This is a genomic window from Streptomyces sp. NPDC002520 (genome assembly GCF_053595235.1).
The window spans coordinates 159,069-182,001 of sequence record NZ_JBSFXG010000020.1 but is presented as its reverse complement, the minus strand read 5'-3'; the positions used below and the strand labels follow the sequence as shown (position 1 = coordinate 182,001).

The following is a 22,933-nucleotide window of genomic DNA, read 5'->3' as shown; positions in this document are numbered from 1 at the left end:
AGCGGCCTGGATCAACAAGCCGGCACCATACGGCCCACTGATCCCGGCACAGCGTTAGAACGATCTACCTGCCTTGATCGCTTTGACAGGTTCCGGAGGATCCGTATGACCCGAACACCGGCACCGGCACCGGGCGGCGGCTGTTGTTCCAGCGGGTACCGGAGGCGAAGGCGGGGAAGAACCGGCTTCACCTCGATGTGCACGTCGGTGCGGACCGGCGGGCGGATGAGGTGGCGCGGCTGAAGGGGTTGGGGGCGCAGGTGGTGCGTGAGGTGAAGGAGCCCGGGGGTGAGTGGGTGGTGATGGCCGACCCTGAGGGCAATGAGTTCTGCGTGCAGTAGTCGTTCGGCCGAGTGGTCGTTCGGCTCGTTACGGCCGGGCTGCCGTCGCCTTGGCGGCCCGGTCCGTCAGGCGGATCATGCGGGCGCGGGCGGACTCCAGCGGGTACGGGTCGTCGGCGGCGGGGCCGGGCTCGGTGCTGAGGTCGGTCCACAGGGAGATCAGGTCCTGGCCCAGCCGCAGCCCCTCCTCCGGATCGCGTACGGCGCGCCAGGCGGTGGCCGCGCTCTGCACATTGCCGTAGGCCGCCTCCGCGTCCCGCGCCCGGCGCCGCTGCCGGGCCAGGTCCAGGGACAGCCGGAACGAACGGACCGGGTCGCCCGCCAGGTAGGTGATGTACGCGACCAGTTCCCGCAGGTGCAGCACCTCACGGTGATCCGGCCCCAGCACACCGGCCGCCTCGGCCACGGTCCGGTCAGCGAGTTCGGCCGCCACCTCGATACGACCGCTGCGCACGGCCTCGTTGATCCGCGCCATCGGCTCGGTGAGCAACTCGGCGCCCTCCGCCGTCTCGGTCACGGGCTCGTCCCCCAGCACCTCCTCGGCGACGGCGTCGAAGCCGCGCGCGGGGGTGGGGGTGGAGGTCGTCGGGGCGGTGGCCTCGAAGTCCGGGACGGACTTGGGAGCGGGAGCAAGTGCAGGTGCAGGTGCAGGAGCAGGAGCGGGTTCGGCGGTTCGTGCGGGGGTGGGCTCGGGGAGGCTCATGGGCTCGGGGACGCTTGCCGGCGCGGGAGTGCGTACGGGCGCGGAGGCGTGTACGGGCTCGGGGGGCGCCGGGCGAGGGGTGGGTGTGTCCATGATGGGTGCCGGTCCGAACACCCCCGTCGGGGCCTGCACCGTGCCCGGCGCCGCCGGCCGGGTCACCCGTACCGGCTCCCCCGCCACCCGGCTGGCGCCGTCGGCCGAGACCTCCAGGGGGACCACGCAGCCGGCGCGGTCGTCGTGGACGGTGGCGTGTATCGGGACGCCGATGCTGATGGCGAGGCGCTGGAGGTGGTTCAGGACGGCCTGCTGGATCTCCTCGTCCGGTGCCGCCGCCACCGGCGTCCCGTCCACCCACGCGCGGTCCGCGCCGAGTACCCGGACGGATACCACCGCCGGATGCGCCGCCTCGGGCTGCTGCGCCCGCTTCTTCTCGAAGCTGAGACGAGACATCGGATTTCCTCACTCCCCAGGGCGCCGCGAACCGGTCTCACCCGTCGTACCAGCAAGTCTGTCCGCTTCACTCGGCTCACGCGTCACCGCGACGTCACAGCCTCGTCCCAGAAGCCGGGCACCACTGCCGGACATGCCCGCGTAACGGGCGGGACAGGCCGGCGGTAACGGGCGGGACAGGCCGGCGGTAACGGGTGGGGCAGGCCGGCGGTAACGGGCGGGACAGGCCGTCGCGTCCCGTCATCCGTGCCGGCGGGCTGCCGGCGGGGCGCCCGTCGAGGGCGTACGGCTCGGGGCGGCGGGTCCGCCCGCGGCCCGGTCCGCCGCCAGTCGGGAGGAGGAGGCGGTCCGTGCGGCCGACAGCGCGTGGAGCTGGGCGGGTGAGGCGGCCGGACGCAGGCGGGCCGCCACGGACGACGGCATGCGGGCGGCGCGGGAGAGATCGCCCGCAACCTGCGAACGGAGCATGCTGACCCGTGCCAGGTGCCCCTGCCGCTGTTCCGGCGGCAGTGACGCCACGCTCGCCTCGACGACCGCGTACACCGGGGCGGGGTTCACGGGAATCGGAGCGGCGCCCCTGGTGGGCGCGTGCGGCCCGAGTCCCGCCGCGCGCAGTGCCGCCGCACGGGAGCGCTCGATGGACGCCTCGCTCGTACGCGGCCTCGTCCGGCCGTCCGCGGCCCGGCCGCGCCCCGGGCGTCCCAGCCGGCCCGGCGAGACGACCCGCCAACTGACCGTCCCGTTGTACTCGTTGACGGTCACCTCGAGCCGGAGCCGCGGCGGACGGGGACGCAGACGGGCGGCCGCCGCACGGCGACCGCCTCGGTCGCCGGCGCGCCCGACGCCCCGCCGGCCGCCCTGCTCGGCGACCTTCTCCACGCCCCGCTCGCCGCCCCGCTCGGTGGCGCGCCCGGCGCCTCGCTCGCCACCCTGCCCGACGGGCTGGTGGTCACCCGCCCGAGACATGGGAGTTCCCCCTCGGCATCTCGCCACCGGGCTGTGTGCGGGCGCGCTCGGCGAGGCGGGCCATGCGGGCGCGCACGGCGTCGAGTTGAGCCGGATCGGCCGCGGCGGGGCCCCCGCCGGCCGCCATGTCGCTCCACAGAGCGATCAGTTCATGCCCCAGGGCCAGACCCTGAGCCGGGTCCCGCAGGGCCCGCCAGGCGGCCGCGGCGCTCTGTACGCTGGCGAACGCCCGCTCGTCGTCGTGGCGCCGCCGGACGCGTGCGACCTCCATGGACTGCGCGAAGGAGCGCTGCGCGTCGCCCGCCAGATAGGCGATGTAGGCCGCGAGTTCGCGCAGCTGCAGCACCTCGCCGTGGTCCGCCCCGAGCGTCTGCGTCGCCGACGCGATGGTCTGCTCCGCCATCGCCGCGGCGGACTCTATCCGGCCCATGCTCACGGCCTCGTTGATCCGCCGGACGGGCTCGGCGAGGAGGGAAGGCACCGTCACCCCCGCCGGGGTCGCCGCTCGGGCGGGAGCCGCGGACTGCGCGGACGGGGCGAGGGGGACGGGCGCCGGTGCCGCGCCGTTCTGCGCGGCGGCAGGCACGCCCGGCTGCACGGTGGGCTGTGCCGAGGACTGCGCGGACGGCTGCACGGAGGACTCGGATGCGGACTCGGCGGCGGACTCGGTGGAGGACTGTGCGGGTTCCGGATCGGGCACCGCCCGCAGCGCCCGCGTCGCCTTGTCCCGCCGCTGCGGCGCGGGGGCCGCGGCGAGCGGTGCCGCCGCGTCAGGTGCCGGGGCGGGCGACCCGTACGGTGCCGGGGCGGGCGCCCCGTACGGCTTCGGGGCCGGTGCCCCGTACGGCGTCGGGACGGGCGCCGCTTCCGGTGTCCCGACGCGTGGCGCCTCCGGTGTCGCGGCGCGTGGCGCCTCCGGTGTCGCGGTGGGTGACGCCTGCGGCTGCGGGGCCGCGCCCGCCGTGGTCCTTCCGGGCAGCGGGACGGGCGATCCCGTGAAAGCGCTCGATCCGTCCGCCATCACCTGGATCGGCGTGCTGTAGCCGATCCGTTCGTCGTGGATCGTGACGGCGACCGGGTGGCCGGTGGCGAGGACCAGGCGGTGCAGGTAGTTCAGCACCGCGTCCTGGACGCTCTCACCGGGGACCGGCACGACCGGCAGGCCCCCGACCGCGGCGCTCCCGTCGGGCGCGACGTGCACCTCCATGGGCCGCACCCCGGGGACGGAGACCTGCTCCGGCACCGGCTGGTCCTTCTGGCGCCTGCGACTGAATCTGGACATCGGTTCCCTCACTGGCCAGAAGTGTCGGACGACGAGTCCGCGGGCGCCGACGACGTGTCGCGGCTCGGTGGGATCGCGGCCTCGACGACCGTCACGTCGTCCACGCGCCATGGCGTGCCGACCGTCGAACGTACCAGCTTGACGTAGGCGTTGAGGCGCGGTCCGGTGCCCGACCAGCCGTCCCGGCCGTGCGCGCGTCCCTCGACGACGAGGGAACGGTAGGCGACCGTGTCGCTGTCGACCGGCGCGTCGTCCTCGAGCTCGCTGGTGACGGTCACCGTGGTCCAGGCGCGGTGCTTGGCCCAGGTGATCCACTGGTACCCGGGCCCGCTCTCGGGCCGGTACCGGCTCTCGGCCTTCGCCTCGCGCTCCGTGAGCCAGCGCGAGGCGCGCAGCACCGCGTCGTGGGGGCCGCTGTCGTACTTGGTGTCGTAGTTGTACGCCAGCTCCGCCCAGGCCTTGGCGACGGCTCCGGCGTCGGTGCCCTTCACGCCGCCCGGGTCCGCGATGTGGGCGTCGGGACCGAGCGCCTTCCCGGACGGCAGAGGCGCCTTGGGGACGAAGGAGGGGGTCGCCGACGCGGAACCGCCCGGCCTGGCGTCGTCGACGCGATGGTCCGGCAGTCCGCACCCTGCCAGCAGGGTCAGTCCGGCGACCGCCGTGAGCAGGGCGGTCGCGGACCGGTGTCCGGCTCGTACGCCGCGCATCCTCATCGCGTCACTCCTTTCCCTTTCCGCTTCCTTCTCCGTTGCGCTGTCCGTCACTTCAGCCCCAGCCAGGGTGCGGGATCCACGTACTGTCCGTTCACCATGACCTCGAAGTGGGCGTGCGGTCCGGTCGAGTAGCCGGTGGAGCCCACCGCGCCGACCTGCTGTCCCACCTTGATCTCCTGCCCCACGGAGACGTTGATGGCCGACATGTGGTTGTAGGTGGTGGAGATCTCCTTGCCGTCGACGGTGCCGTGCGAGATGACCACGCGGTTGCCGTAGCCGTTGGACCAGCCCGCGAATGTCACCTTCCCGTCCCGGGCCGCGAGGAACGGCGTACCGGCCGCCGCTCCGAAGTCGATGCCGGTGTGGAGCTTCCAGACGTGCAGGATCGGGTGGAGCCGCATCCCGTAGGGCGAGGTGACCGGTGGGTTGCCGCTCAGCGGCATCGCCATCTTCTGGCCGGGCGGGATGGTGCCCGGTGTGTCGTCGATCGACTCGTACTTGGGTATCAGCGACTTGATGCGGACGACGTAGTTCTGCGTCTCGGTGTACGGCGGTATGCCGTGGTACTCCTGGATCGCTCCGGGGCCGGCGTTGTACGCGGCCAGCGCCAGGTCGAGGGTCTCTCCGGACGCCTGTCCACGGCTCTTGTACCCCTCGACGTCCCTGGCGAGCGCGCAGTCGTAGCGCCCCTGCGCCATGATCGCGTCGGGCGGGTCGAACGGCGAGGCCTGCCCGTTGCCGTCCTCGTCCCGGCCCCAGCTCGGCCAGGTTCCGGGCATGAACTGGGACAGACCCTGGGCGCCCACCGGGGACTCCGCGTCGGGGTTCCATCCGGATTCGGCCTCGATCTGGGCCGCTATGACGGCGGGTTTGATGGCGTCGCACAGGGCTCCGGCCTTGAGGACCCAGGGGACGTACTCGGGTCTGACCGAACCGCTCTTCAGCCCACCGCCGACGCCCTTCCCGTCGGCCTCGGCGTTCCCGCTGCCACTGACCCCGACCATCATGATCATCGGCAGGACGACCGCAGCGACCACGCCGCCGACCACCCAGGCCGCAGCCCCTCCCCCGCTCTTCGACATCCGCTCCCCTCGATGCCAAGTGATGCTGCGATACGACCAGTTGAGTCTCACCGTCAACCGTGCGCAGCCCGGTAACCACCCGGTCACAAACCTGCACCAGAAGCTCCCACGGCAATACTTGTCACCTCTCCATCAGTGAAAATCGGACTGCATAGCCGTCAACCGCACGACGGGGGAGTTGAGTTGTCGGTATATGGGAGCCCGCCGGGCGGCCCGGAAATCTGGATTCGCGGTCCCATCGCGACGCCCACGACGCCGCCTGAGCGGTCGATGCCGTTCCCGACCGGGATCGAAACAGTCCGCCACGAACGTCAGTTGGTCTGGTTGGGTGCCCACGGAGGTGCCGGCTGCTCCACGCTGGCAGCAGTGTTCGGCGGGGCCGACGCCGGCCGCTCCTGGCCCAGGCCCGACCAAGGCCGGCCGGACGCCGCCGTGTTGGTGGCTCGCACCCACGCCGCCGGACTACAGGCCGTCTCGCGCACGCTCGACATCTTCCGGCGCGGGGAGCAGCCCCCCGGGCTGGAGTTGATCGCCGTCGCCCTGGTCGCCGACGCACCAGGACGGCTGCCCCGGCCGCTGAACCAGCGGATCAAGGTGATCGGTTCGGTGGTAAAGGTGTACCGGGTGCCGTGGATGCCCGCCTGGCGCACGGGAGACCTCACCGTCCCCCCGCCGCGGGAGATCTCCCAACTGGCGGCACTCGCCGCCGCACCACCTGCACGAGACGGATACGACGGACACGTGAGGAGCGACGGATGAACGCCGGTGTGATGATGGCCGATCTCGCGTACACCCCGCCGTCCACGACCACCGGGCAGCTGGACACAGTCCTGGGCTACATCGCCTGGCTGGCCACCGCAGCGGGAGTGGCAGGAGTGATGATCGTCGGCACACGCATGGCCCTCGCCCTGAAAACAGGTGACGCCGAGGAGCATCTGAAGGAGTACCTCATCGTGCTGGGCGCGTGTGTCATCGCGGCCTGTGCGGGACCCATCGTGCAGTTCGTGGGTCTGGACTTCTAACGCCGACGGCCGATGGGACACCATCAGGCCGCGCAGGCAAGCCACTTCGCAACCACGGCGCACCTTCTGTCACGGGCACGTCACCGTGCGGTGAGAGATCACTACAGCTGTTGCCCGTAACCGTCTCACTCGACAGGCTCGTCGAGCCTCTATCGCACAGCCCACTTGACGTTCAAGCAGGATCTCGGCCTGCCGGCCGAGCACAATCGGGGAGAACCCATGATCCAGGCACTTGCCGCCAAGGCTCACACCTACATCATTCTCGCGGACGGCAAGATTCCCGACCCGACCCGGGACGCTCCGGACAAGCTCACCTCCAAGGTGAACACCGTCCTCGGTCTTCTCGCCTGGGTCGGCACCGCGGCGGGCGTCGCCGGCGTGCTGATCACCGGCGCGATGATGGCGATCTCGATGCGCCGCGGAGAGGGGTCGGAGCACATGGGCCGACTCGGCATGGTCCTCGGCGGCTGTGTCCTGGTGGCCACCGCGGGTCCCGTCGTCACCTTCGTCTTCGGCTGATCCGATCCCTGCCTCAAGAGAAGGGAACCACTGACATGGTGAACTCCGGCCGGTCCCGAGGGGGCAGCGGAGAGTGGGAGCAGCCGTTCTGGCAGCAGCGAGGCTGGTTCCTGTCGGCCGGGTTCCTGCTGGTACTGGTCGTCTTCGGCGGCATCGCCCTGCTGATGCGCGGAGACGGCGGAACGCCGGACGCCGCCCCTTCTCCGACCCCGAGCGGGTCCAGCACCCATGGCGGCGGGGGCGGCGGGCAGGACGACCGGCCCGCCGGGTGCCGCACCGACGACAGCGACCAGGAGAAGCCGACGGCACCGCCGAAGGACGTCTCATGGAAGGCCGACGGCACGGACCTCGTGCCGGTGTCCAAGACGGCTGGCCCCCTCAAGTTCGACGGTCCTGTTTGGTCTTGCTTCGCCCACACGCCCATGGGTGCGGTGTTCGCCGCTCATGCCATCGGCGACCATTTCGCCTTCCCGGGCTGGCGCGACGTCGTCGAGCGGCAGGTCGTACCGGGGCCGGGGCGTGACGCGTTCGTCGCGGAGCGCTCGAAGGAGAAGGACAAACCCGTCTCGGGCCAGCCGAGCGGTGTGACGTACGCCGGCTTCTCCGTCCTCTCCTACAACAAGCAGCAGGCGACGGTCATGTTCCTGGCGCACGGTTCGGGCTCCGCCAACTACGGTTCCGTCTCGGTGACGCTGGCCTGGCAGGACGGCGACTGGAAGGTGGTTCCCGACCCTGACGGCAGCGTCCTCAGTGGTGTGTCGCGAGTGGACGGTACCGACGGTTTCGTCACTTGGGGGGAGTGAGATGTCGAAATGCAAATCAGGCGACGTTCTCGGGTGCATCGGAGACGTCATCGAAGCCCCCTGGAAAGAGGGTGGCAAGGTCGTGGCCAGCGGTGCTGTGGAGGCCTTCGCCCAAGCGATCGGTGAGGCCTGCTCGGAGACGCTGAAGGCCCTCAACGGCGTCTGGATGGACATCACCATCGGGGACCCGAGCAACACCACGGCGCAAATCAACGACGTGACCAGTTGGCTGGTCGGCTACATAGCCGTGGGGAGCCTGCTCGTCGCCGCGATCAGAATGGCCCTCGACCGGAAGGGCCAACCCATGAAGCAGGCCTTCATGGGGATGTGGAAGGTGCTTCTGGTCGGCGGACTCGCCGTGCCTGTCGTGCAGGCGCTCTCCAAAGCCTCCGACGCGTACGCGGAGGACATCTACGCGAAATCCAATCTTGGCGACAGCGCGAACAAGATGCTGGGCGTGATGACCCTCAGCTCCCCAGGTCTCGTCCTCATCTTCGGCCTGCTGGTCATGCTCTCCTCCTTCGTCCAGATCTGCCTCATGTACATCCGTATCGGGGTACTGATCATGCTGGTGGGCACTCTGCCCCTCGCCGCCGTGTCCTCCATGACCGGCTGGGGCGAGGGCTGGTGGAAGAAGCACACCGGCTGGCTTGCGGCCTGGCTCCTGTACAAACCGGCGGCGGCTCTGATCATCTATTCAGCCACCGTCATGACTGCTGACACAAAGAACCTGAACCACGTCATCGCAGGCATGGGCATGCTCATCCTGGCCGTCTTCGCCCTCCCCGCCCTGCTGAAGCTGATCGTCCCCGCGACCGCCGCGCTCGGCAGCACCTCCGGCGGCACCGTCGCTCTCAATGCCGCGAACAGCCTGGCCAGCGGTGCGGTCAGCATCGCCGGCGGCGCCATGGGCGGAGGCGGAGGGAGCGGTGGAGGCGGAGGCGCGGGTGGAGCCGGCAGCTCCGGCCCGAAGGGCTCGCCGTCCGAGGGAGGGGCCGCCCCGACGGCGGGCGGCGGAGCGAGCGGAGCAGGCGGCTCCGCCGGAGGTGCCGCGGGCGCCGCGGGCGGAGCGGCCGCCGGTGCCGCCACCGCTGGTGCGGCCGTGGCCGTGCAGGCCGCCGCCGTCGTCGCGCAGACCACGGTCGCCGCGGCCAGCGAGGTGGCCAACTCCCTGGACGACAACGACGGGATGAAGGGCCACAACCAGTGAGCCGCCGGTAGTTCCTCACACGGGCGGCCGGGCCCGCGCACCGGCCCGGCCGCCCGCCCCACCCCCAACGCTGAAGTCGGCCGACCGGAAGAAGGAAGAACCCCATGTCCTCCGACGCCATGACGCGTCCCACCTACGGGAACTGGCGACGCCCGCGCCGTCCCGGCCTCGGTCCCCTGGGACTGCTCGGAACCGTCGTCGCCTTCGGCGGTCTCCTCGTGGCGCTGCTGGCTTCGCTGGTCTCCCTGGCGGCGGCCATCGCGGTGCTCATCCCCACCGCCCTGTGCCTCGCCCCGCTGGCGCTGCGCACGGCGGACGGCCGCAACGTCTACCAGATCCTGGCCCTGCGCATCGGCTGGATGAAGCGCAAGGCGGACGGCTCGACCACCTACGTCTCCGGACCGCTGTCCCGGCGCCCCGGCGGCCGGTTCCAGCCGCCCGGACTGCTCGCCCGCACCAAGATGTACGAGGGGCGGGACGCCTACGACCGGCCGTTCGGCGTGATCCACCACCCGGGCCGCAACCTGTACACCCTGGTTCTCGCCTGCGAGCCCGACGGCGGCTCCCTCGTCGATCCCCAGCAGGTGGACATCTGGGTGGCGTCCTGGGGCGACTGGCTGTCCCGGCTCGCCCACGAACCCGGGCTGCGCGGCGCCCAGGTCGTCGTCGAGACCGCTCCCGACACCGGCACCCGGCTCGCCGCCGAGGTCCTGCCCCGCATCTCCCCCGACGCGCCCGCCGCGGCCCGTGCCGTGATGGAGGAGGTCGTCGAGCGCTACCCGACCGCCTCCTCGGAGATGCACACGTACATCGCTCTCACCTACGGCCCCTCCGGCGGCCCCAAGCGGCAGACCGACGACGTCATCACCGACCTGTCCATGCGGCTTCCCGGTCTGCTGTCCGGACTGGTCGCCGCGGGCGGCGGATCGGCGTACCCGCTGTCGGCCGAGCGCATCTCCGAGGTCGTGCGGGTGGCCTTCGACCCGGCCGTGGCACCCGACGTGCTCAGCGTGCGCGCGGAGCAGAACACCACCGGTCTGGAGTGGGCGGACTCAGGACCGGCCGCCGCCGTCGAGACCGTCACCGCGTACAAGCACGACTCGGGCGTCTCCCGTACCTGGCTGCTGACCCTCGCGCCCCGCGGCACCGTCCGCTCCGGCGTGCTGCGCGGCCTGCTCGAACCGGCGCCCGGCACCCGGCGCAAGCGGGTCTCGCTCGTCTACCGGCCGATCGACCCGGCGACCTCCGCCCGGATCGTGGAGGCCGACCGCCGCGCCGCCCACTTCATGGCGTCGTCACGCGGCGGCCTGGTCCAGGCCCGCGCCAGCTCCGAGATCCGGGCGGCCGAGCAGACCGCGGCCGAGGAGGCCTCCGGTGCCGGTCTGGTCGAGTTCTCGCTGATGGTGACGGTCACGGTCGACAACGAGCAGGAACTCCACGACGCGGCGATCACCGTCCGCAACCTCCAGGCGTCCTCGCGCATCCTGATGCGCCCGGCCGACCGCATGCAGGCGTCCGCGTTCAGCTGCACGCTGCCGGTCGGCATCCTGCCCTGGGAGCACACCCTCGTCCCGTACCAGATCAGGGAGGCCCTGTGAGCGGCAAGCAGCGTCCCCAGCGCCCGGCCGTGGCCCCGCCCCGGGGCTGGTACGGGCCGGGCGGCGGCCAGGTCGGCCATCTCGATCCGCCCACGATGTGGCGGGCGACCACCGTGCAGGCGTGCGGTCTGTGGCCGTTCGCGGCCGGCTCGGGCGCCCCGATGACGGGCGTACCGCTCGGCCAGCACCTGCACACCGGCGCCACCGTCTGCGGCGACCCCATCTCCTGGTTCACCCGGGCCCGGTACATCTCCAACCCCTCCCTCTTCATGCTCGGCATGCCAGGACTCGGCAAGTCGACGCTGGTCAACCGGATCCTGATCGGCCTCGCGGCGACCGGCGTCACCCCGCTGGTGCTCGGCGACCTGAAGCCCGACTACGCGGACACCGTGCGGGCCCTCGGCGGCCAGGTGATCTCCATCGGGCGCGGGGTCGGCGGCATCAACGTGCTCGACCCCGGCGCGATGGGCCAGGCCGCGGCGCGCATCGGCGGTGACGCCGGGCGCGTGCTGGCGGCGGAGGCGCACGGCCGCGTCCTCAACATGGTCGCCGCGCTGATCACGATCGTGCGCGGCCGGCCGATGGACGACCACGAGCAGTCGGTGCTCTCGGCCTGCCTGCACCATCTGACGGAACGCGCCGAGAAGGGCCGCGCACCGCTGCTGCCCGATCTGCTGCGCGTGCTGGACGAGGGGCCCGACCGGGTGCGTGCCGTGACCCTGGACCGCGGTGACGTGGCGCGCTACCGGGAGGCCGTCGACCCGCTGCACCGCTCCCTTCTCGGTGTGCTGGACGGCCCCCTCGGCGACACGTTCGCCTCGGAGACGTCGACCAGGATCGACCCGGCCTCCCCCGCGGTGTGCGTGGACATCTCCCGCATCGGCGAGGCCGACACCCAGCTGACCGCCGCGGCGATGCTGGCCGCCTGGTCCGACGGGCTCGGCACGGTGGCCGCCGCGCACGCGCTCGCGGATGCCGGACTCGCCCCGCAGCGCTGGTTCTTCACCGTCCTGGACGAGCTGTGGCGGCCGCTGCGCGCCGCTTCCGGCATCGTCGAGCGGATCGACGCCCTGACCCGGCTCAACCGCTCCCTCGGACTCGGCGACGCCAAGATCACGCACACGCTCAAGGACGCCGAGGCACTGGGCAGCGAGGCCGACCGGGCCAAGGCGCGCGGCTTCGTGGAGCGCGCCGGCATGGTCGTGTGCGCCGGGCTGCCGCGTACCGAGATGCGGGAACTGGGCGAGATCGTCGGCATGTCGGAGCGGGAGATCGAGCTCGTCTCGTCCTGGTCCTCGCCGCCCGGCTGGGCCAGCACCGGAGGGAACGAGGAGCCGCCAGGCCGCGGCCGTTTCCTGATCAAGGTGGGTGGCCGTCCCGGCATTCCGATCAAGGTGTCCATCACCGACACGGAACGCGACCTGCACAACACCAACAACCGCTGGACGGGCAACGGACTCAACCTCATGAAGCAGAGGGAGGGATCTCCGCGATGAGCACGCGTCCCGTGCGCAAGGGTCACTCGGCCGGAGACGACCTGCTGCCCTGGATCATCCCGGGCGTCGCCGTCCTCGTCGGCGGCGCGTTCGCCGGCGCCTGGTTCGGCGGCACGCTGGGCGCGGCGGCCGACGGCGCGGGGTGGAACCCGCCGCCGTTCTCCCTGAAGACGCTTCAGACCCTGGTCCAGGCCGGCCCCGGGGCCCTGTGGCCCAGCGCGTCGAGCGGCATGGTGACGGCCGGCATCGCCACGGTCTTCGGTGTGTTCGTCGCCCTGGTGGTCACGCTGGTCATCATGGTCCGCGGCCGGGTGTCGCGCCCCCAAGGCCTCGCGGGCCGCAAGGAACTGTCCGGCATGCTACCCAAAGGAGCCGCCGACCGGGCCCGCTCCCTGCGCCCGTCCCTGTCCAAGGCGGCCAGACTGCACCCGGACGAGACCGGCAACCTGCTGGGCAACCTCGAACCGAACGGCCCCGAACTGCGCTCCAGTTACGAGGACGTGGAGCTGGACCTGATGGCCCCGCGCGCCGGCAAGTCCACCGGCATCGCCGTACCCCGCGTGCTGCGCGCCCAGGGCAGCGTGCTGCTGACCTCCAACAAGTCCGACGTCTACAGCGTCACCCGCGCCGAGCGCGAACGCAGCGGCCGGGTCTGGGTGTTCGACCCGCAGGGCATCGCGCACACCGAGCGCGCGATGTGGTGGGACATGCTCGCCGACGCCGCCACCATCGAGGGCGCCCGTCGGCTGGCCGGCCACTTCGTCGGCGCGGTCAACGACGACGCGTCCAAGCGGGACTTCTGGATCTCGGCGGCGCAGAACACCCTCACCGCCCTCTTCCACGCCGCCAACCGGGGCGGGCGGGGGATCGGCGAGGTGCTGGCCTGGCTCGCCGACCCGGCCGACCGCACCCCCGTCGACCTGCTGCGCGACGCGGCGATGCCCGCGCTCGCCGACCAGTTGCAGGGCACCGTCCAGGGCGCCGTCGAGACGCGCGACGGCATCTACGAGACGGCCCGCCAGTGCGTGGCCTGCCTCCTCGACCCGGCCATCGCCGCCTGGGTGACCCCGGACCCGCGGATGCCGCAGTTCCGGCCGGAGCAGCACGTCCTGACCAGGGACACGCTGTACCTGCTCTCCAAGGACGGCGGCGGTTCGGCGGCGGGCGTCATCGCGGCGGCCGCGGACTCGGTGCTGCGGGCGGGCGTCGTGGCCGCCGAGCGCATGGGCGGCCGCCTCGACCCGCCGATGACGGCGGTCCTCGACGAGGCCGCCAACGTCTGCCGCATCTCCGACCTGCCCGACCTCTACTCCCACCTCGGCTCCCGCGGCGTCAACATCGTGACGCTGCTGCAGAGTTACCGGCAGGGCGTACGTGTCTGGGGCGAGCCCGGCATGGACGCCCTGTGGGGCGCGGCCACCATCAAGCTGCTGGGCGCCGGCCTGGACGACGCCGACTTCGTCGAGAAGGTCTCCCGGCTGGTGGGCGAGCACGACGTCTCCACGGTCAGCTACTCCAAGAGCAAGGACGGCCGCTCCCGCTCCACCTCCTACCGCCTGGAGCGCATCCTGCCCGCCGACCGCATCCGCGCCCTCCCCAAGGGCACCGCCCTCCTCCTGGCCACCGGCATCAGGCCGGCCCTGCTCCGGCTGCGCCCCTGGTACGCCGAGCCCGGCGCCGACCGCATCCAGGCCGCCGCCCAGGCCGAGGTGAAGGCCATCACCGCCCGCGCCGCAGAGAAAGCGTTCCGATGACCGAGCCCTCCCTGCCCCAGGAGCTGTCCGACCGGCCGCCGTTCATCTTCTACATGGACGGCGACGAGTACCTCGAGGAGCTGCGCAACCTCGCCACCTGGGTCTCGGACCTGCTGCTGCCCCTCTACGGCCGCGAGACCACCTCCCAGCAGCCCTGGTGCCCCCGCTGGTGGGAGCACCTGGAGGCGATCGCCCGGCTGCACGCCCTCTGGCTGGCCTGGCAGGAGTGCACCGGCGCGGAGGCGGGTGCCGCGGGCCCCTCGGTGTGGCAGCGCGACCATCTCGGCCCGGCGCTGGCCGAACTGCGCTCGCCCTCCGGTCCGTTCGCCGGCTGCAAGGAGGGCAGCCACCGGGCCAAGCCGGCCCCGACGGTGGAACCGTACGACGGCCCGGCCGGTGCCGGGGAGAACGACCACCCGGACCCGTACGAGGTCAGTCTCTGGTAGACCCGGCCCCGTACGAATTCAGCCTCTGTCGGACGAGGACGTCATGAACGAGGAACACCGCACCAGCCCCTCCCTGCGCTCCTACCTCGGCCGGTACGCGGCCGGCGGGGTCACGCGTGAGGAGATGCTCGCCACCGTGGCGAACTGGCCTTTCGAGCCCGAAGAGGCCTTCGACCCGGGCCACACCGCGCCCACTCATCAGGACAACACGCTCTCCGTGGTCGCGGCGGCCCGTCTGCTCGGGCAGCTCACCCGGGAGGACGTGGAGGAGATCCAGCGCAGACTGGACCGGCGGACGTGACCTCCGCCGGTCCGGAAGCCGGACTGAGCCCCGAGTACCAGGGGCTCTACCGCGAGCTGCAGCGGCGCATGGGTCCGGGCGGCGACCTCTCGCCGGGCGACCACGACACCTTCGGCCGGTACCGGCACGGCGTCCTGTGGGACCCGCGACGCGAGCTCATGCACGCCGCGATCCTCGAGGAATTCAAGCAGCGGTGCGCCGGTCTCCCCCGCGACGGTCACGCGGCCCTGCTGACCGCGGGGGCGCCCGGCGCCGGCAAGGGAGGCGCGCTGCGCGGGCTCGCCGAGTGGCAGGGCCGCGACGACGAACTGGGGCGCGCACTGGCCGACGTGCACGGCATCGACGTACGGGAGTACGTCGTGCTCGACCCGGACGAGTTCAAGGTCGCCCTGTTCGAGCACGGCGGCGGCCCCGAACTGCCCTCAGGTGCGTACGAGTTGTCCGGCGGCCTGCGGCTGTCGCCGTCCGAGACGGCGTCGCTCACCCACCGCGAATCCGCCTACCTGCAAGGCGTTTTCGAGCAGTGGGCGCGCGCCGAGGGGTACAACCTGCTCTACGACGCGACCCTGCGGGACCAGCGGTGGAACGTGCAGTTGCTCGGCGACCTGCGCACCGACGGCTACGACAAGCGTGTCCTGCTGTCCGTCGAGGTGCCGCTCGAACAGTGTCTCGCGCAGAACGCGGGCCGCTGGCAGCACGGGAGGGCCGCGTTCGACGCGGGGCGCGACTGGTACGGCGGCCGGATGGCTCCCGAGGGACTGATCCAGGACCTGTACGCGCGCAGCACGACCGGGCGGGGCCACTCGATCGGCCGCGAGAACGCGGAGAAGCTGCTCTCGGGCGGCCTCGCGACCGGCCTGATCACCTCGGACCGCGGCGCCTTCCCGGCACGCTCGAACGCGTCCGGTACAACCGCTCAGAGCTTCCGGCAGGGTGACGCCGTGGTGCGCATCGCCGCGGCGGGGCGGCTGCGCTCGGCCACGGGGACGGTGACGGGGACGGGGACGGCACCGGGTACGTCCGCGTCGCGGACAACTCCTCCCGTGGCCAAGGCTCCCGTGGCCAAGGCACCGGTCGTGCCACCCCCGTCGCCCCGGAACCCCCGGTCGCGATGAGCCGGTTACCGCTGCGGGGGGCTGAAGTGGTCGATGCCGTCGAGGATGCGCCGGTCGCGCTCCAGACGGTCCAGCAGCCTCGTGCGCTCGAACCTGCTCGGGTTCTTCCGGTACGTCTCACGACCCCGGTCCGAGGTGAACAGCTCCTCGGGGATCCGGTCGGCGTCGTCCGGGAGGAACTTGGCGACCTCCTCCAGCGCGGCGAAGGCGTAGACGACGGCCGCACGATACCGGCCATGCTCGGCGGGCGGGGTGTTGAGCAAGCGGATGCCCGCGTCCGTCCCCACCTCGTCGCTGACCCACATGAACTCGCCCGGGTCGATGATGTGCGAGGGCTCGGGGCCGCCGAACGCCGGTGGCGCCGGAGGAAGGTCGTCGGTCATGCGGAAATCGAAGGCGCGCGGACGGCCGCACTGCCCGCACACGCCCTCGAAGACCGCGACCATCACGCCGTCGCGCTGCTCCAGACGGTGCGCGCGCTCGAAGCTGTCGGCCCCGCAGACGCACGCGTGCAGGTCCATGTAGAGGTGCGCTTCTTGCATCGAACGGGCGGTCAGCATGGAAAGATCCTACGTGCCGCAAGGCATGCGGAGGGGGAAAGTGCCAGTGGAACAGGACCCGAACGACCGCGGGGCCGACCGGGCCCGATCCGGGCAGCCCGAGGAGCCGGACGTCATCACCGCGACCGATGTCGCGGGCAGCCGCTTCACCGGTACGTCCGCCGCAGGTGCCGATCAGGCCGCGATCGTCGCGCAGGCGGAGAACACCCTGCCCATGGTCGTGCAGAGCCTGTACGGGGACCGGCTGCGCTCGATCGGACAACCGGACACCGACGACCGCCGGTTCGTGCTGACCGACAACCGGGGCGACACGCTGACCCTGACGCTGGACGCGGTGCCGCTGCCGTCGGGGGTGATCGCCCGGACCTACGTCAACACGACCTCGGACAACCACGTCGTACAGCTCTCCGACCGGATGGACCCCCAGCAGGTCGGCCGGGCCCTGAGCCACGAGGTCGGCGAGATGCTGGCCGTACGCGACCGCGCGGCCGCGGGAGCCGACCGGGTCCGCGGGGACTCCCTGACGCGTGGCCCCCTGACGTCCGACCGGTTCACCCTCTCCGAGGAGGACCTGGGGCGGGTGGGCGAGCTGAACTACCTGGCCGCCCGCATGCACGACGCGAGCCTCGGCCTGTCCCGACGCACGGAAGCCCGCAACGAGTTCTCCGCCCTCCTCGACCACACGGGCCTGCGTCCCGTGTCCCCTGCGGGCAACGCCCCGGCACACGCCCTGGAGCTGCACACCGCGGAGCTCCGGCTCCGCCTGGCCGATCCGCACCTGACCCCCATGGCCATGGACGCGATGGGACAACTCGCCCGGCCCATCGAGCAGTTGTCCTCGTCCGACGCCCGCGCCCTCCAGGACTTCCGCACGCGCGCCGAACAGGCGCGGGCGACGGTCCCGCCGGAGCTGGGTGCGCGGGGCGCCCACCTCATGCCGGGCCTGCGGCCGGACGGCTCCCCCATCCCCCGGGCGGAACTGGCCACGGCCGCCGCCGAGGCGGCCGAGGCGCGCACCCGGGCGAGCCGGACCACGGTGGAGCAACTGCGCGCGGAAGCCGCGACGACGGGGCAGTGGCCGTCGCGCAAGGTCGTCGTCGGCGGTGGCGCCAGCCTCGTCGGACGCGATCCGGACGCCCTCCTCGTCGACGCGCGGGGCCGCTGGCATCTGGACCCCGGCGAGGGCATCGTCCAGTCCGCCGACCAGGTGCGCGACATGCGTCTGACCGGCCTGGGGGACGCCCATCAGTTCGGGGCCGCCACCGGCCGGGTTCCGCGCGACGCGGTACGGCTGTGGGAGGACACGCTCGCCGTACGGGGTCCGGTGATCGACGGGCAGGCCCGCCTGATCGCCGCAGACGACGGCCGGCTCTACGCCCAAATACGCCCCAACGGCTCCCCGGCCGACGGCTCGCAGGACCTGTATGTCAGGGTCGAGGGCGCGCCGACCGTCGCCACCGGTCTGCCCCCGGAGATGGTGCCGGGTGTCGACCGGGGTGTGCAGAACCTGCGCGAGGCCGCCGACGCCCTCGGCGAGCGGCTGGCCGCCGACGATCCGGTGCATCAGCGCCTCGCCGGTGTCACCACCGCCCAGGAGACGCTCCAGGTCCTTCGGGACGAGGGGAGGCTGGATTCGCTCCGGGCCGACCCCGAGGCGCGCGGCGCCCTGCAGACGCTCGATGCCACGGCTCAGTGGGAGCAGGCGAGGGCGCAGGCACCGGGCAGGATCTTCATCGGTGACGAGATCGCCGAGAGCCGTTTCGACCCGCATGCCGAGGGCGCTCCCAAGACGTGGGTCGTCGCGGGTGCGGGCGGTACCGGTGTGGCCAACGCCGAGATCATCCTGGAGGCCGACCCGGCGGCCCGGGTGACGATCATCGGGCCGAACCTGCCCCCTGCCCTGGAGAACCAGGTCCAGTTCAACGCGATGCGCGAGCGCTTCGCCGCCGAGTACGGCGGTGACGGCCGGCTCACCATCGACATCGACCGCGGCAACCGCGTCGGCGCCGTCCAGATGGTCACCGGGCCGGACGGACAGCCGCGATTCCGTGCGGGCGACGTGGAGGCCGAGGGGTACGTCGGCTGCCTCGGCCGCACTTCTCCCCTGCCCCAGGCCGTGCAGGAGCTGGGCGACCGGACCAGGGCCGCCGGCGGCCAGGTCCGGGGCGACCTGATGTTCGACCAGGACCGCCAGTATCTGGGGTACGGGCTCACCTTCGAGTCGGGCGGGAACCGGGTCCGTGTCGAGGTGACCGGCGCGGCCTCCCGGACCCTGCCCCGTGACGTGTTCCCGCCCGAGACCCAGCGGGCGCTCGCGGCGATGAACGGACGGCAGGTACCGGCCCAGACCGGCAACGCGGCCCCGGGCTTCGCACCGACCGCCTGGCAGGCCTCCCAGCTCGCGACGGCCCGGACCCAGGGGACCGTGCAGCTGCACGGCACGGTGCCGGAGGGCTGGCTCCGGCCCACCGTCATCACCCGCTCCACGGCCCCGGCGGGCGGCTCCGGCGGCACGCGTTCGGCCAACCCGCTGGGCGGTGCCGCCGCCATCCGTTCCACCCGCGCCCCGTCCGTTCCGGGACCTCGTCCCGGCGGGACTCCCGGGGCCACGTCCGCGCCCCAGGCGCCCCGCATCCCCCGTCCGCCCCAACCCGGGGACGGGGGGCGCGGCGCGGGAAGGTGACGATCCGGAACACGGACCGAAGGCGACTATCCGGAAGCGGTCCCGCCGGCCGGTGTCCGGCACGGCCCCGTACGCCCATCACGACCCATCTCGGAGGGGTCAGCACGTGCACAGCAAGCGGATGACCATGGCGGCGACAGCACTGGCCGGGGCACTGCTCGCCGGATGCGGATCGGGCGGCGACAACGGCGACGGCGGCGGTTCGGCATCCGGCAGCGGGAACCAGGGCTCCGGTAAGGAAACCTCGCCTATGAGCCCCCGGCCGCGGCCGCGCCTCAACCCCGCGTGCCACGACTGCCACAGGCGGCGGGCCCGCGAGGCAGGAGGACGACATGAGCGGCGATCGAGAAGACAGCGGAAGCGGGACACACATGCGCTGGAAGGTCCACGGCGAGCGCACGCTCCTCGACACCCCCTGGGTGAGGCTGCGCTCACTGGACGTCGAACGGCCCGACGGCGTGCGGGGCGACTACCACGTCGTACGCCTGCGGGACCTGGCCGTGACGGCCGCCGTCGACGACGAGCGGCGCGTCCTGATGATGTGGCGCCACCGCTTCGTCACGGACACCTGGGCGTGGGAGCTTCCCATGGGCCTGGTCGAGGACGGCGAGGAGCCCGCGGAGGCGGCCGCCCGGGAGTTGGAGGAGGAGACGGGATGGCGTCCGGGGTCGCTGAGGGAACTGATGTACGCGGAGCCCGCGGCCGGCATCACCGATACCCGTCACTTCGTGTTCCGCACGGACGACGCCCGGCGGATCGGCGCACCGACGGAACGCAACGAGTCGGACCGCCTGGAGTGGATCCCGCTCTCGCGGATCCGCGCCATGGTCGTCCGGAGGGAGATCGTCAGCAGTGCCACGCTGGTGGGAGTGACGGCACTGCTGCTGGGCCTCAGCCCTGCGGCGGACTGAAGCGGTCGATGTCGGCGAGGATGGCGCGCTTGCGCTCCAGGGCGCTGTCGATCCGGTCCCGGGTGAATCGGGTCGGGTCCTTCGCGTACAGCTCACGCCCTCGTTCGGAGGTGAACCGGTCCTCCGGGATACGGTCCTCGCCCTCCGGGAGGAACTTGGCGACTTCCTCGAAGGCGGCGATCGCGTACGCCGTCTGCGGACGGATCGCCCGGTGCTCGGCGAGGGGCGTGTTCAGCAGGCGGAGTCCGGAATCGGTCGCCGCCTGGTCCCCGATCCACAGGAACTCACCCGGATCGATGATCTGCGAGGGCTCGGCACCGCCGAACGCGGGAGGTGCCGGCGGCAGCTCGTCGGACATACGGAACTCGAACGACCGGGTGCGGCCGCACTGCGGGCACTCGCCTTCGTACACGGCGACCAGGGCGCCGTCCCGGTCCTCCAGACGGTGCGCCCGCTCGAACTCCGCCGCGCCGCAGACGCAGGCGTGCAGGTCCATGTAGAGGTGTGCTTCCTGCGTCGAACGAGCGATCAACATGTCATGACCCTACGGGACTCAAGGCACCACGGCGGGAAACGTCAGTGACTGGGGACAACGACCAAAAGCATTCCGAAGAGGTCATCATCACGGCCACGGACGTGCTGGGAACCGGCTTCCGGGCCGACAGCGGAACGCGTACTCCGGAGCAACGCCTGCTGGCCGAGGCCACGCTGCCCGTGGTGATCCAGGCGCTCTACGCCGACAAGCTGCGCCTGCACGGAATCACCGGGGAGGGCGACCGGCGCGCCTTCGCCCTGAGCGACGAGCGCGGCCGGTCGCTGCCCCTCCGCCTGGAGATCGCGGCGGACGGCGGGCACGACGGGAGCCGCCCAGGGCACGACCGGCAACCCCCTGTCCGCCGCGGCCCGCCTCCAGTCCACCCGCAAGCCCTCCACCGCGCCACCCGCAAGCCACCCCGCACCGGGCACCCGCACCCAGTCACAGCAGCCCCGCCTGCCGCGCCCACCTCAGCAGGGTCCCGGCGGAGGCGCCCCCGGACGCTGACCGGTCCTGAACACCGCCTGCGGCTCGGATCCCCTACGCGCTGATGTCCTTCGCCGTGAACCTCGCCCAGGCCGCCGAGCCGAACACCGCCGCGTAGACCGCCTGGAGACCGAGGTTCTTCACCAGGTCGTCCCAGTACACCGGGTCACGCATCAGGTCTGCGAAGGACAGCCAGTAGTGGGAGAAGAAGTACGGCTGGAGCGCGTGCAGTTGCGGTATCTGGTCGAGGATCTGGACCGTGATGACCAGGCCGACGGTGGTGGCCATCGCCGCGATGCCGCTGTTGGTCAGGGTCGACACGAACAGGCCGAGAGCGGCGACGCCGAGCAGCGAGGCGGCCACGACCAGGGCGATCAGCAGGGCCCGGCCCAGCCCCTCGGCGAAGCTGATCCTGGTGCCGGAGATGGTCGTGAGGTCGCCGAGCGGGAACAGCAGCGCGCCGACGGCCAGTGCGGAGCCGGCCACGACGAGCGTGGCCAGCACGCAGAACGCCATCACCGTCGTGTACTTGGTGAGCAGCAGCCGGGTGCGGCCGGCGGGGGCGACCAGCAGATAGCGCAGGGTGCCGGAGCTCGCCTCGCCCGCGATCGCGTCACCGGCGACGACACCGACCGCCATCGGCAGGAAGAACGGCAGGGTGGCGGCGAGCGCCGTGAACACCAGGAACAGCCCGTTGTTGGTGATCTGCGCGATGAAGGCGGGGCCCTCGCCGCCGCCCCCGCCGGCCGTCGAGCCGTCCCGTGTCTCGAGCTTCACCGCGATGCCGACCAGCACCGGCACCGCCGCCAGCACCCCGAGCAGCGCGAGCGTGCGCCAGCGGCGGACGGTGATGACCAGTTCGCTGCGCAGCAGCCCGAAGGTCCACAGCGGATTCGGCCGGCCCGGACCGGGTGCGGCCGGTGCGTGAAGTGCCTCAGCCCGCGACATCGAAGCCCTCTCCTGTCAGTGCCACGAACGCGTCCTCCAGGGAGGCCCGTTCGAGTGTGAAGCCCCGCACGCGGACACCTGCCGCGACCAGGGCCGCGTTCACCTCGGCGGGGTCCTGTGCGGGCGGTTCGGCGCTCACCCGGTCGCCGTCCACGGTGACGTCCGCGACGCCTTGTTCCTTCAGCACGCGGGCCGCCTCGCCCGCGTCCGGCGTGGTCACGACCAGGCGACCGCGCGCCCCGGCGGCCAGGTCGGCCACCGCGCCCTGGGTGACGAGCCGGCCCCGCGCCATCACCGCCGCGTGGGTGCACACCTGCTCGATCTCGTCGAGGAGGTGCGAGGACAGGAAGACGGTCGTGCCGTCGGACGCCAGCTCGCGGATGAGAGTGCGGATCTCCCGCATGCCCTGCGGGTCGAGCCCGTTGGTGGGCTCGTCCAGGACGAGCAGTCTGCGCGGCTGGAGCAGCGCGGCGGCGAGCCCGAGGCGCTGCTTCATGCCGAGCGAGTACGCCTTCGCCTTCTTGCCCGCGGCCGCCGCGAGGCCCACCCGGTCCAGTGCGGCGGCGACCCGGGCGCGCCGGGTGCGCGGGTCGGCGGTCGGGTCGGCGGAGTCGTAGCGCAGCAGGTTGTCCCGGCCGGAGAGGAAGCCGTACAGGGCCGGGCCCTCGATGAGGGCTCCCACCTCGGGGAGGACCTGCCGGGCCGCCCGGGGCATGGGGCGGTCCAGGACCCGGGCCGTGCCCGCGGTGGGCTCGATCAGACCCATCAGCATGCGGATGGTGGTGGTCTTGCCGGAGCCGTTCGGGCCGAGGAAGCCGAAGACGCTGCCCTCCGGGACGGTCAGGTCGAGACCGTCCACGGCGAGCTGTCCGCCCCGGTAGCGCTTGGTGAGACCGCGCGTGGCGATGACGCTCCCCGCCTCGTCCCGCGGGCCGCCCTGTCGCGTGGCGGACGGTTCGTCCATCGGCTCCCCCTCGACTCGTCGTGCTCCGGATGGGCCTCGCAGGGC

Annotated in this window: 23 protein-coding genes and 1 pseudogene; 15 read left to right on the top strand and 9 right to left on the bottom strand. The window is 72.4% G+C overall.

Annotation, left to right across the window (positions count from 1 at the left end; all coding sequences use genetic code 11):
- Window positions 1-92 precede the first annotated feature (92 nt).
- Window positions 93-341 (top strand): annotated as a pseudogene (locus tag ACWD5D_RS26470) (VOC family protein); the annotation flags it as partial.
- Between the two features lie 28 nt (window positions 342-369).
- Here ACWD5D_RS26470 and ACWD5D_RS26465 read toward each other — a convergent pair.
- The 5 genes from ACWD5D_RS26465 to ACWD5D_RS26445 all read right to left on the bottom strand — a co-directional run bounded on the left by ACWD5D_RS26465 (window position 370) and on the right by ACWD5D_RS26445 (window position 5,537).
- On the bottom strand, window positions 370-1,494 hold the full coding sequence (locus ACWD5D_RS26465; RefSeq protein ID WP_451375231.1) for a hypothetical protein: 1,125 nt from the start codon (window positions 1,492-1,494) through the stop codon (window positions 370-372).
- 240 nt (window positions 1,495-1,734) lie between these two features.
- Window positions 1,735-2,460: a hypothetical protein gene (locus tag ACWD5D_RS26460; RefSeq protein ID WP_451375230.1), complete on the bottom strand. Its 726-nt coding sequence runs from the start codon at window positions 2,458-2,460 to the stop codon at window positions 1,735-1,737.
- Window positions 2,444-3,742 carry a tetratricopeptide repeat protein gene (locus ACWD5D_RS26455; protein ID WP_451375229.1) on the bottom strand — a complete coding sequence of 433 codons (1,299 nt, stop codon included), beginning with the start codon at window positions 3,740-3,742 and terminating at the stop codon, window positions 2,444-2,446. The genes ACWD5D_RS26460 and ACWD5D_RS26455 overlap by 17 nt, the downstream gene beginning before the upstream one ends.
- 8 nt (window positions 3,743-3,750) lie before the next feature.
- On the bottom strand, window positions 3,751-4,455 hold the full coding sequence (locus ACWD5D_RS26450; RefSeq protein ID WP_451375228.1) for a hypothetical protein: 705 nt from the start codon (window positions 4,453-4,455) through the stop codon (window positions 3,751-3,753).
- A gap of 47 nt (window positions 4,456-4,502) precedes the next feature.
- Window positions 4,503-5,537, bottom strand: a complete 1,035-nt coding sequence (locus tag ACWD5D_RS26445) for a peptidoglycan DD-metalloendopeptidase family protein (RefSeq protein ID WP_451375227.1) — start codon at window positions 5,535-5,537, stop codon at window positions 4,503-4,505.
- Window positions 5,538-5,852: 315 nt separating this feature from the next.
- Here ACWD5D_RS26445 and ACWD5D_RS26440 point away from each other — a divergent pair, with 315 nt between their 5' ends.
- From ACWD5D_RS26440 to ACWD5D_RS26390, 11 genes are all read left to right on the top strand, one after another.
- Window positions 5,853-6,296, top strand: coding sequence for a DUF6668 family protein (locus tag ACWD5D_RS26440; protein ID WP_451375226.1), 444 nt, complete (start codon window positions 5,853-5,855; stop codon window positions 6,294-6,296).
- Complete coding sequence (locus ACWD5D_RS26435; protein ID WP_451375225.1) at window positions 6,293-6,559, top strand: hypothetical protein; 267 nt, start codon at window positions 6,293-6,295, stop codon at window positions 6,557-6,559. The genes ACWD5D_RS26440 and ACWD5D_RS26435 overlap by 4 nt, the downstream gene beginning before the upstream one ends.
- A 219-nt stretch (window positions 6,560-6,778) precedes the next feature.
- Entirely contained in the window at window positions 6,779-7,078 is a 300-nt protein-coding gene (locus ACWD5D_RS26430) for a hypothetical protein (RefSeq protein WP_451375224.1), read from the top strand.
- Between the two features lie 35 nt (window positions 7,079-7,113).
- Window positions 7,114-7,881: a hypothetical protein gene (locus ACWD5D_RS26425; RefSeq protein WP_451375223.1), complete on the top strand. Its 768-nt coding sequence runs from the start codon at window positions 7,114-7,116 to the stop codon at window positions 7,879-7,881.
- 82 nt (window positions 7,882-7,963) lie between these two features.
- Window positions 7,964-9,091, top strand: a complete 1,128-nt coding sequence (locus ACWD5D_RS26420; RefSeq protein WP_451375222.1) for a hypothetical protein — start codon at window positions 7,964-7,966, stop codon at window positions 9,089-9,091.
- A gap of 104 nt (window positions 9,092-9,195) precedes the next feature.
- Complete coding sequence (locus ACWD5D_RS26415) at window positions 9,196-10,689, top strand: SCO6880 family protein (RefSeq protein ID WP_451375221.1); 1,494 nt, start codon at window positions 9,196-9,198, stop codon at window positions 10,687-10,689.
- Entirely contained in the window at window positions 10,686-12,185 is a 1,500-nt protein-coding gene (locus ACWD5D_RS26410; RefSeq protein WP_451375220.1) for an ATP/GTP-binding protein, read from the top strand. Before ACWD5D_RS26415 ends, ACWD5D_RS26410 begins: the two co-directional genes overlap by 4 nt.
- Window positions 12,182-13,939, top strand: a complete 1,758-nt coding sequence (locus ACWD5D_RS26405) for a type IV secretory system conjugative DNA transfer family protein (RefSeq protein WP_451375219.1) — start codon at window positions 12,182-12,184, stop codon at window positions 13,937-13,939. The genes ACWD5D_RS26410 and ACWD5D_RS26405 overlap by 4 nt, the downstream gene beginning before the upstream one ends.
- Window positions 13,936-14,385 carry a DUF4913 domain-containing protein gene (locus tag ACWD5D_RS26400; RefSeq protein ID WP_451375218.1) on the top strand — a complete coding sequence of 150 codons (450 nt, stop codon included), beginning with the start codon at window positions 13,936-13,938 and terminating at the stop codon, window positions 14,383-14,385. The genes ACWD5D_RS26405 and ACWD5D_RS26400 overlap by 4 nt, the downstream gene beginning before the upstream one ends.
- Before the next feature lie 43 nt (window positions 14,386-14,428).
- A complete protein-coding gene (locus ACWD5D_RS26395; RefSeq protein WP_451375217.1) occupies window positions 14,429-14,686 on the top strand; it encodes a hypothetical protein in 258 nt (85 codons plus the stop codon).
- Window positions 14,683-15,801, top strand: coding sequence for a zeta toxin family protein (locus tag ACWD5D_RS26390; RefSeq protein WP_451375216.1), 1,119 nt, complete (start codon window positions 14,683-14,685; stop codon window positions 15,799-15,801). The genes ACWD5D_RS26395 and ACWD5D_RS26390 overlap by 4 nt, the downstream gene beginning before the upstream one ends.
- Before the next feature lie 5 nt (window positions 15,802-15,806).
- Here the strand turns inward: ACWD5D_RS26390 and ACWD5D_RS26385 are convergent, their stop codons facing one another.
- Window positions 15,807-16,361 (bottom strand): hypothetical protein, encoded by a 555-nt coding sequence (locus ACWD5D_RS26385; RefSeq protein ID WP_451375215.1) that lies wholly within the window; start codon window positions 16,359-16,361, stop codon window positions 15,807-15,809.
- 40 nt (window positions 16,362-16,401) lie between these two features.
- Here ACWD5D_RS26385 and ACWD5D_RS26380 point away from each other — a divergent pair, with 40 nt between their 5' ends.
- Both ACWD5D_RS26380 and ACWD5D_RS26375 read left to right on the top strand, forming a co-directional pair.
- Complete coding sequence (locus ACWD5D_RS26380) at window positions 16,402-19,044, top strand: hypothetical protein (protein ID WP_451375214.1); 2,643 nt, start codon at window positions 16,402-16,404, stop codon at window positions 19,042-19,044.
- Between the two features lie 371 nt (window positions 19,045-19,415).
- A complete protein-coding gene (locus ACWD5D_RS26375) occupies window positions 19,416-19,955 on the top strand; it encodes an NUDIX domain-containing protein (protein ID WP_451375241.1) in 540 nt (179 codons plus the stop codon).
- Here the strand turns inward: ACWD5D_RS26375 and ACWD5D_RS26370 are convergent.
- Window positions 19,936-20,490, bottom strand: a complete 555-nt coding sequence (locus ACWD5D_RS26370; RefSeq protein ID WP_451375213.1) for a hypothetical protein — start codon at window positions 20,488-20,490, stop codon at window positions 19,936-19,938. The genes ACWD5D_RS26375 and ACWD5D_RS26370 overlap by 20 nt on opposite strands.
- Before the next feature lie 44 nt (window positions 20,491-20,534).
- Between ACWD5D_RS26370 and ACWD5D_RS26365 the strand changes: the two genes are divergently transcribed.
- On the top strand, window positions 20,535-21,041 hold the full coding sequence (locus ACWD5D_RS26365) for a hypothetical protein (protein ID WP_451375212.1): 507 nt from the start codon (window positions 20,535-20,537) through the stop codon (window positions 21,039-21,041).
- Here the strand turns inward: ACWD5D_RS26365 and ACWD5D_RS26360 are convergent.
- Together ACWD5D_RS26360 and ACWD5D_RS26355 are read right to left on the bottom strand one after the other, a co-directional pair.
- Window positions 21,031-21,924, bottom strand: coding sequence for an ABC transporter permease (locus ACWD5D_RS26360; RefSeq protein ID WP_451375211.1), 894 nt, complete (start codon window positions 21,922-21,924; stop codon window positions 21,031-21,033). The genes ACWD5D_RS26365 and ACWD5D_RS26360 overlap by 11 nt on opposite strands.
- The gene (locus ACWD5D_RS26355; protein ID WP_451375210.1) at window positions 21,911-22,888 is read right to left on the bottom strand and encodes an ABC transporter ATP-binding protein; all 978 of its coding nucleotides are present in this window, start codon (window positions 22,886-22,888) and stop codon (window positions 21,911-21,913) included. The genes ACWD5D_RS26360 and ACWD5D_RS26355 overlap by 14 nt, the downstream gene beginning before the upstream one ends.
- Window positions 22,889-22,933: the final 45 nt, after the last annotated feature.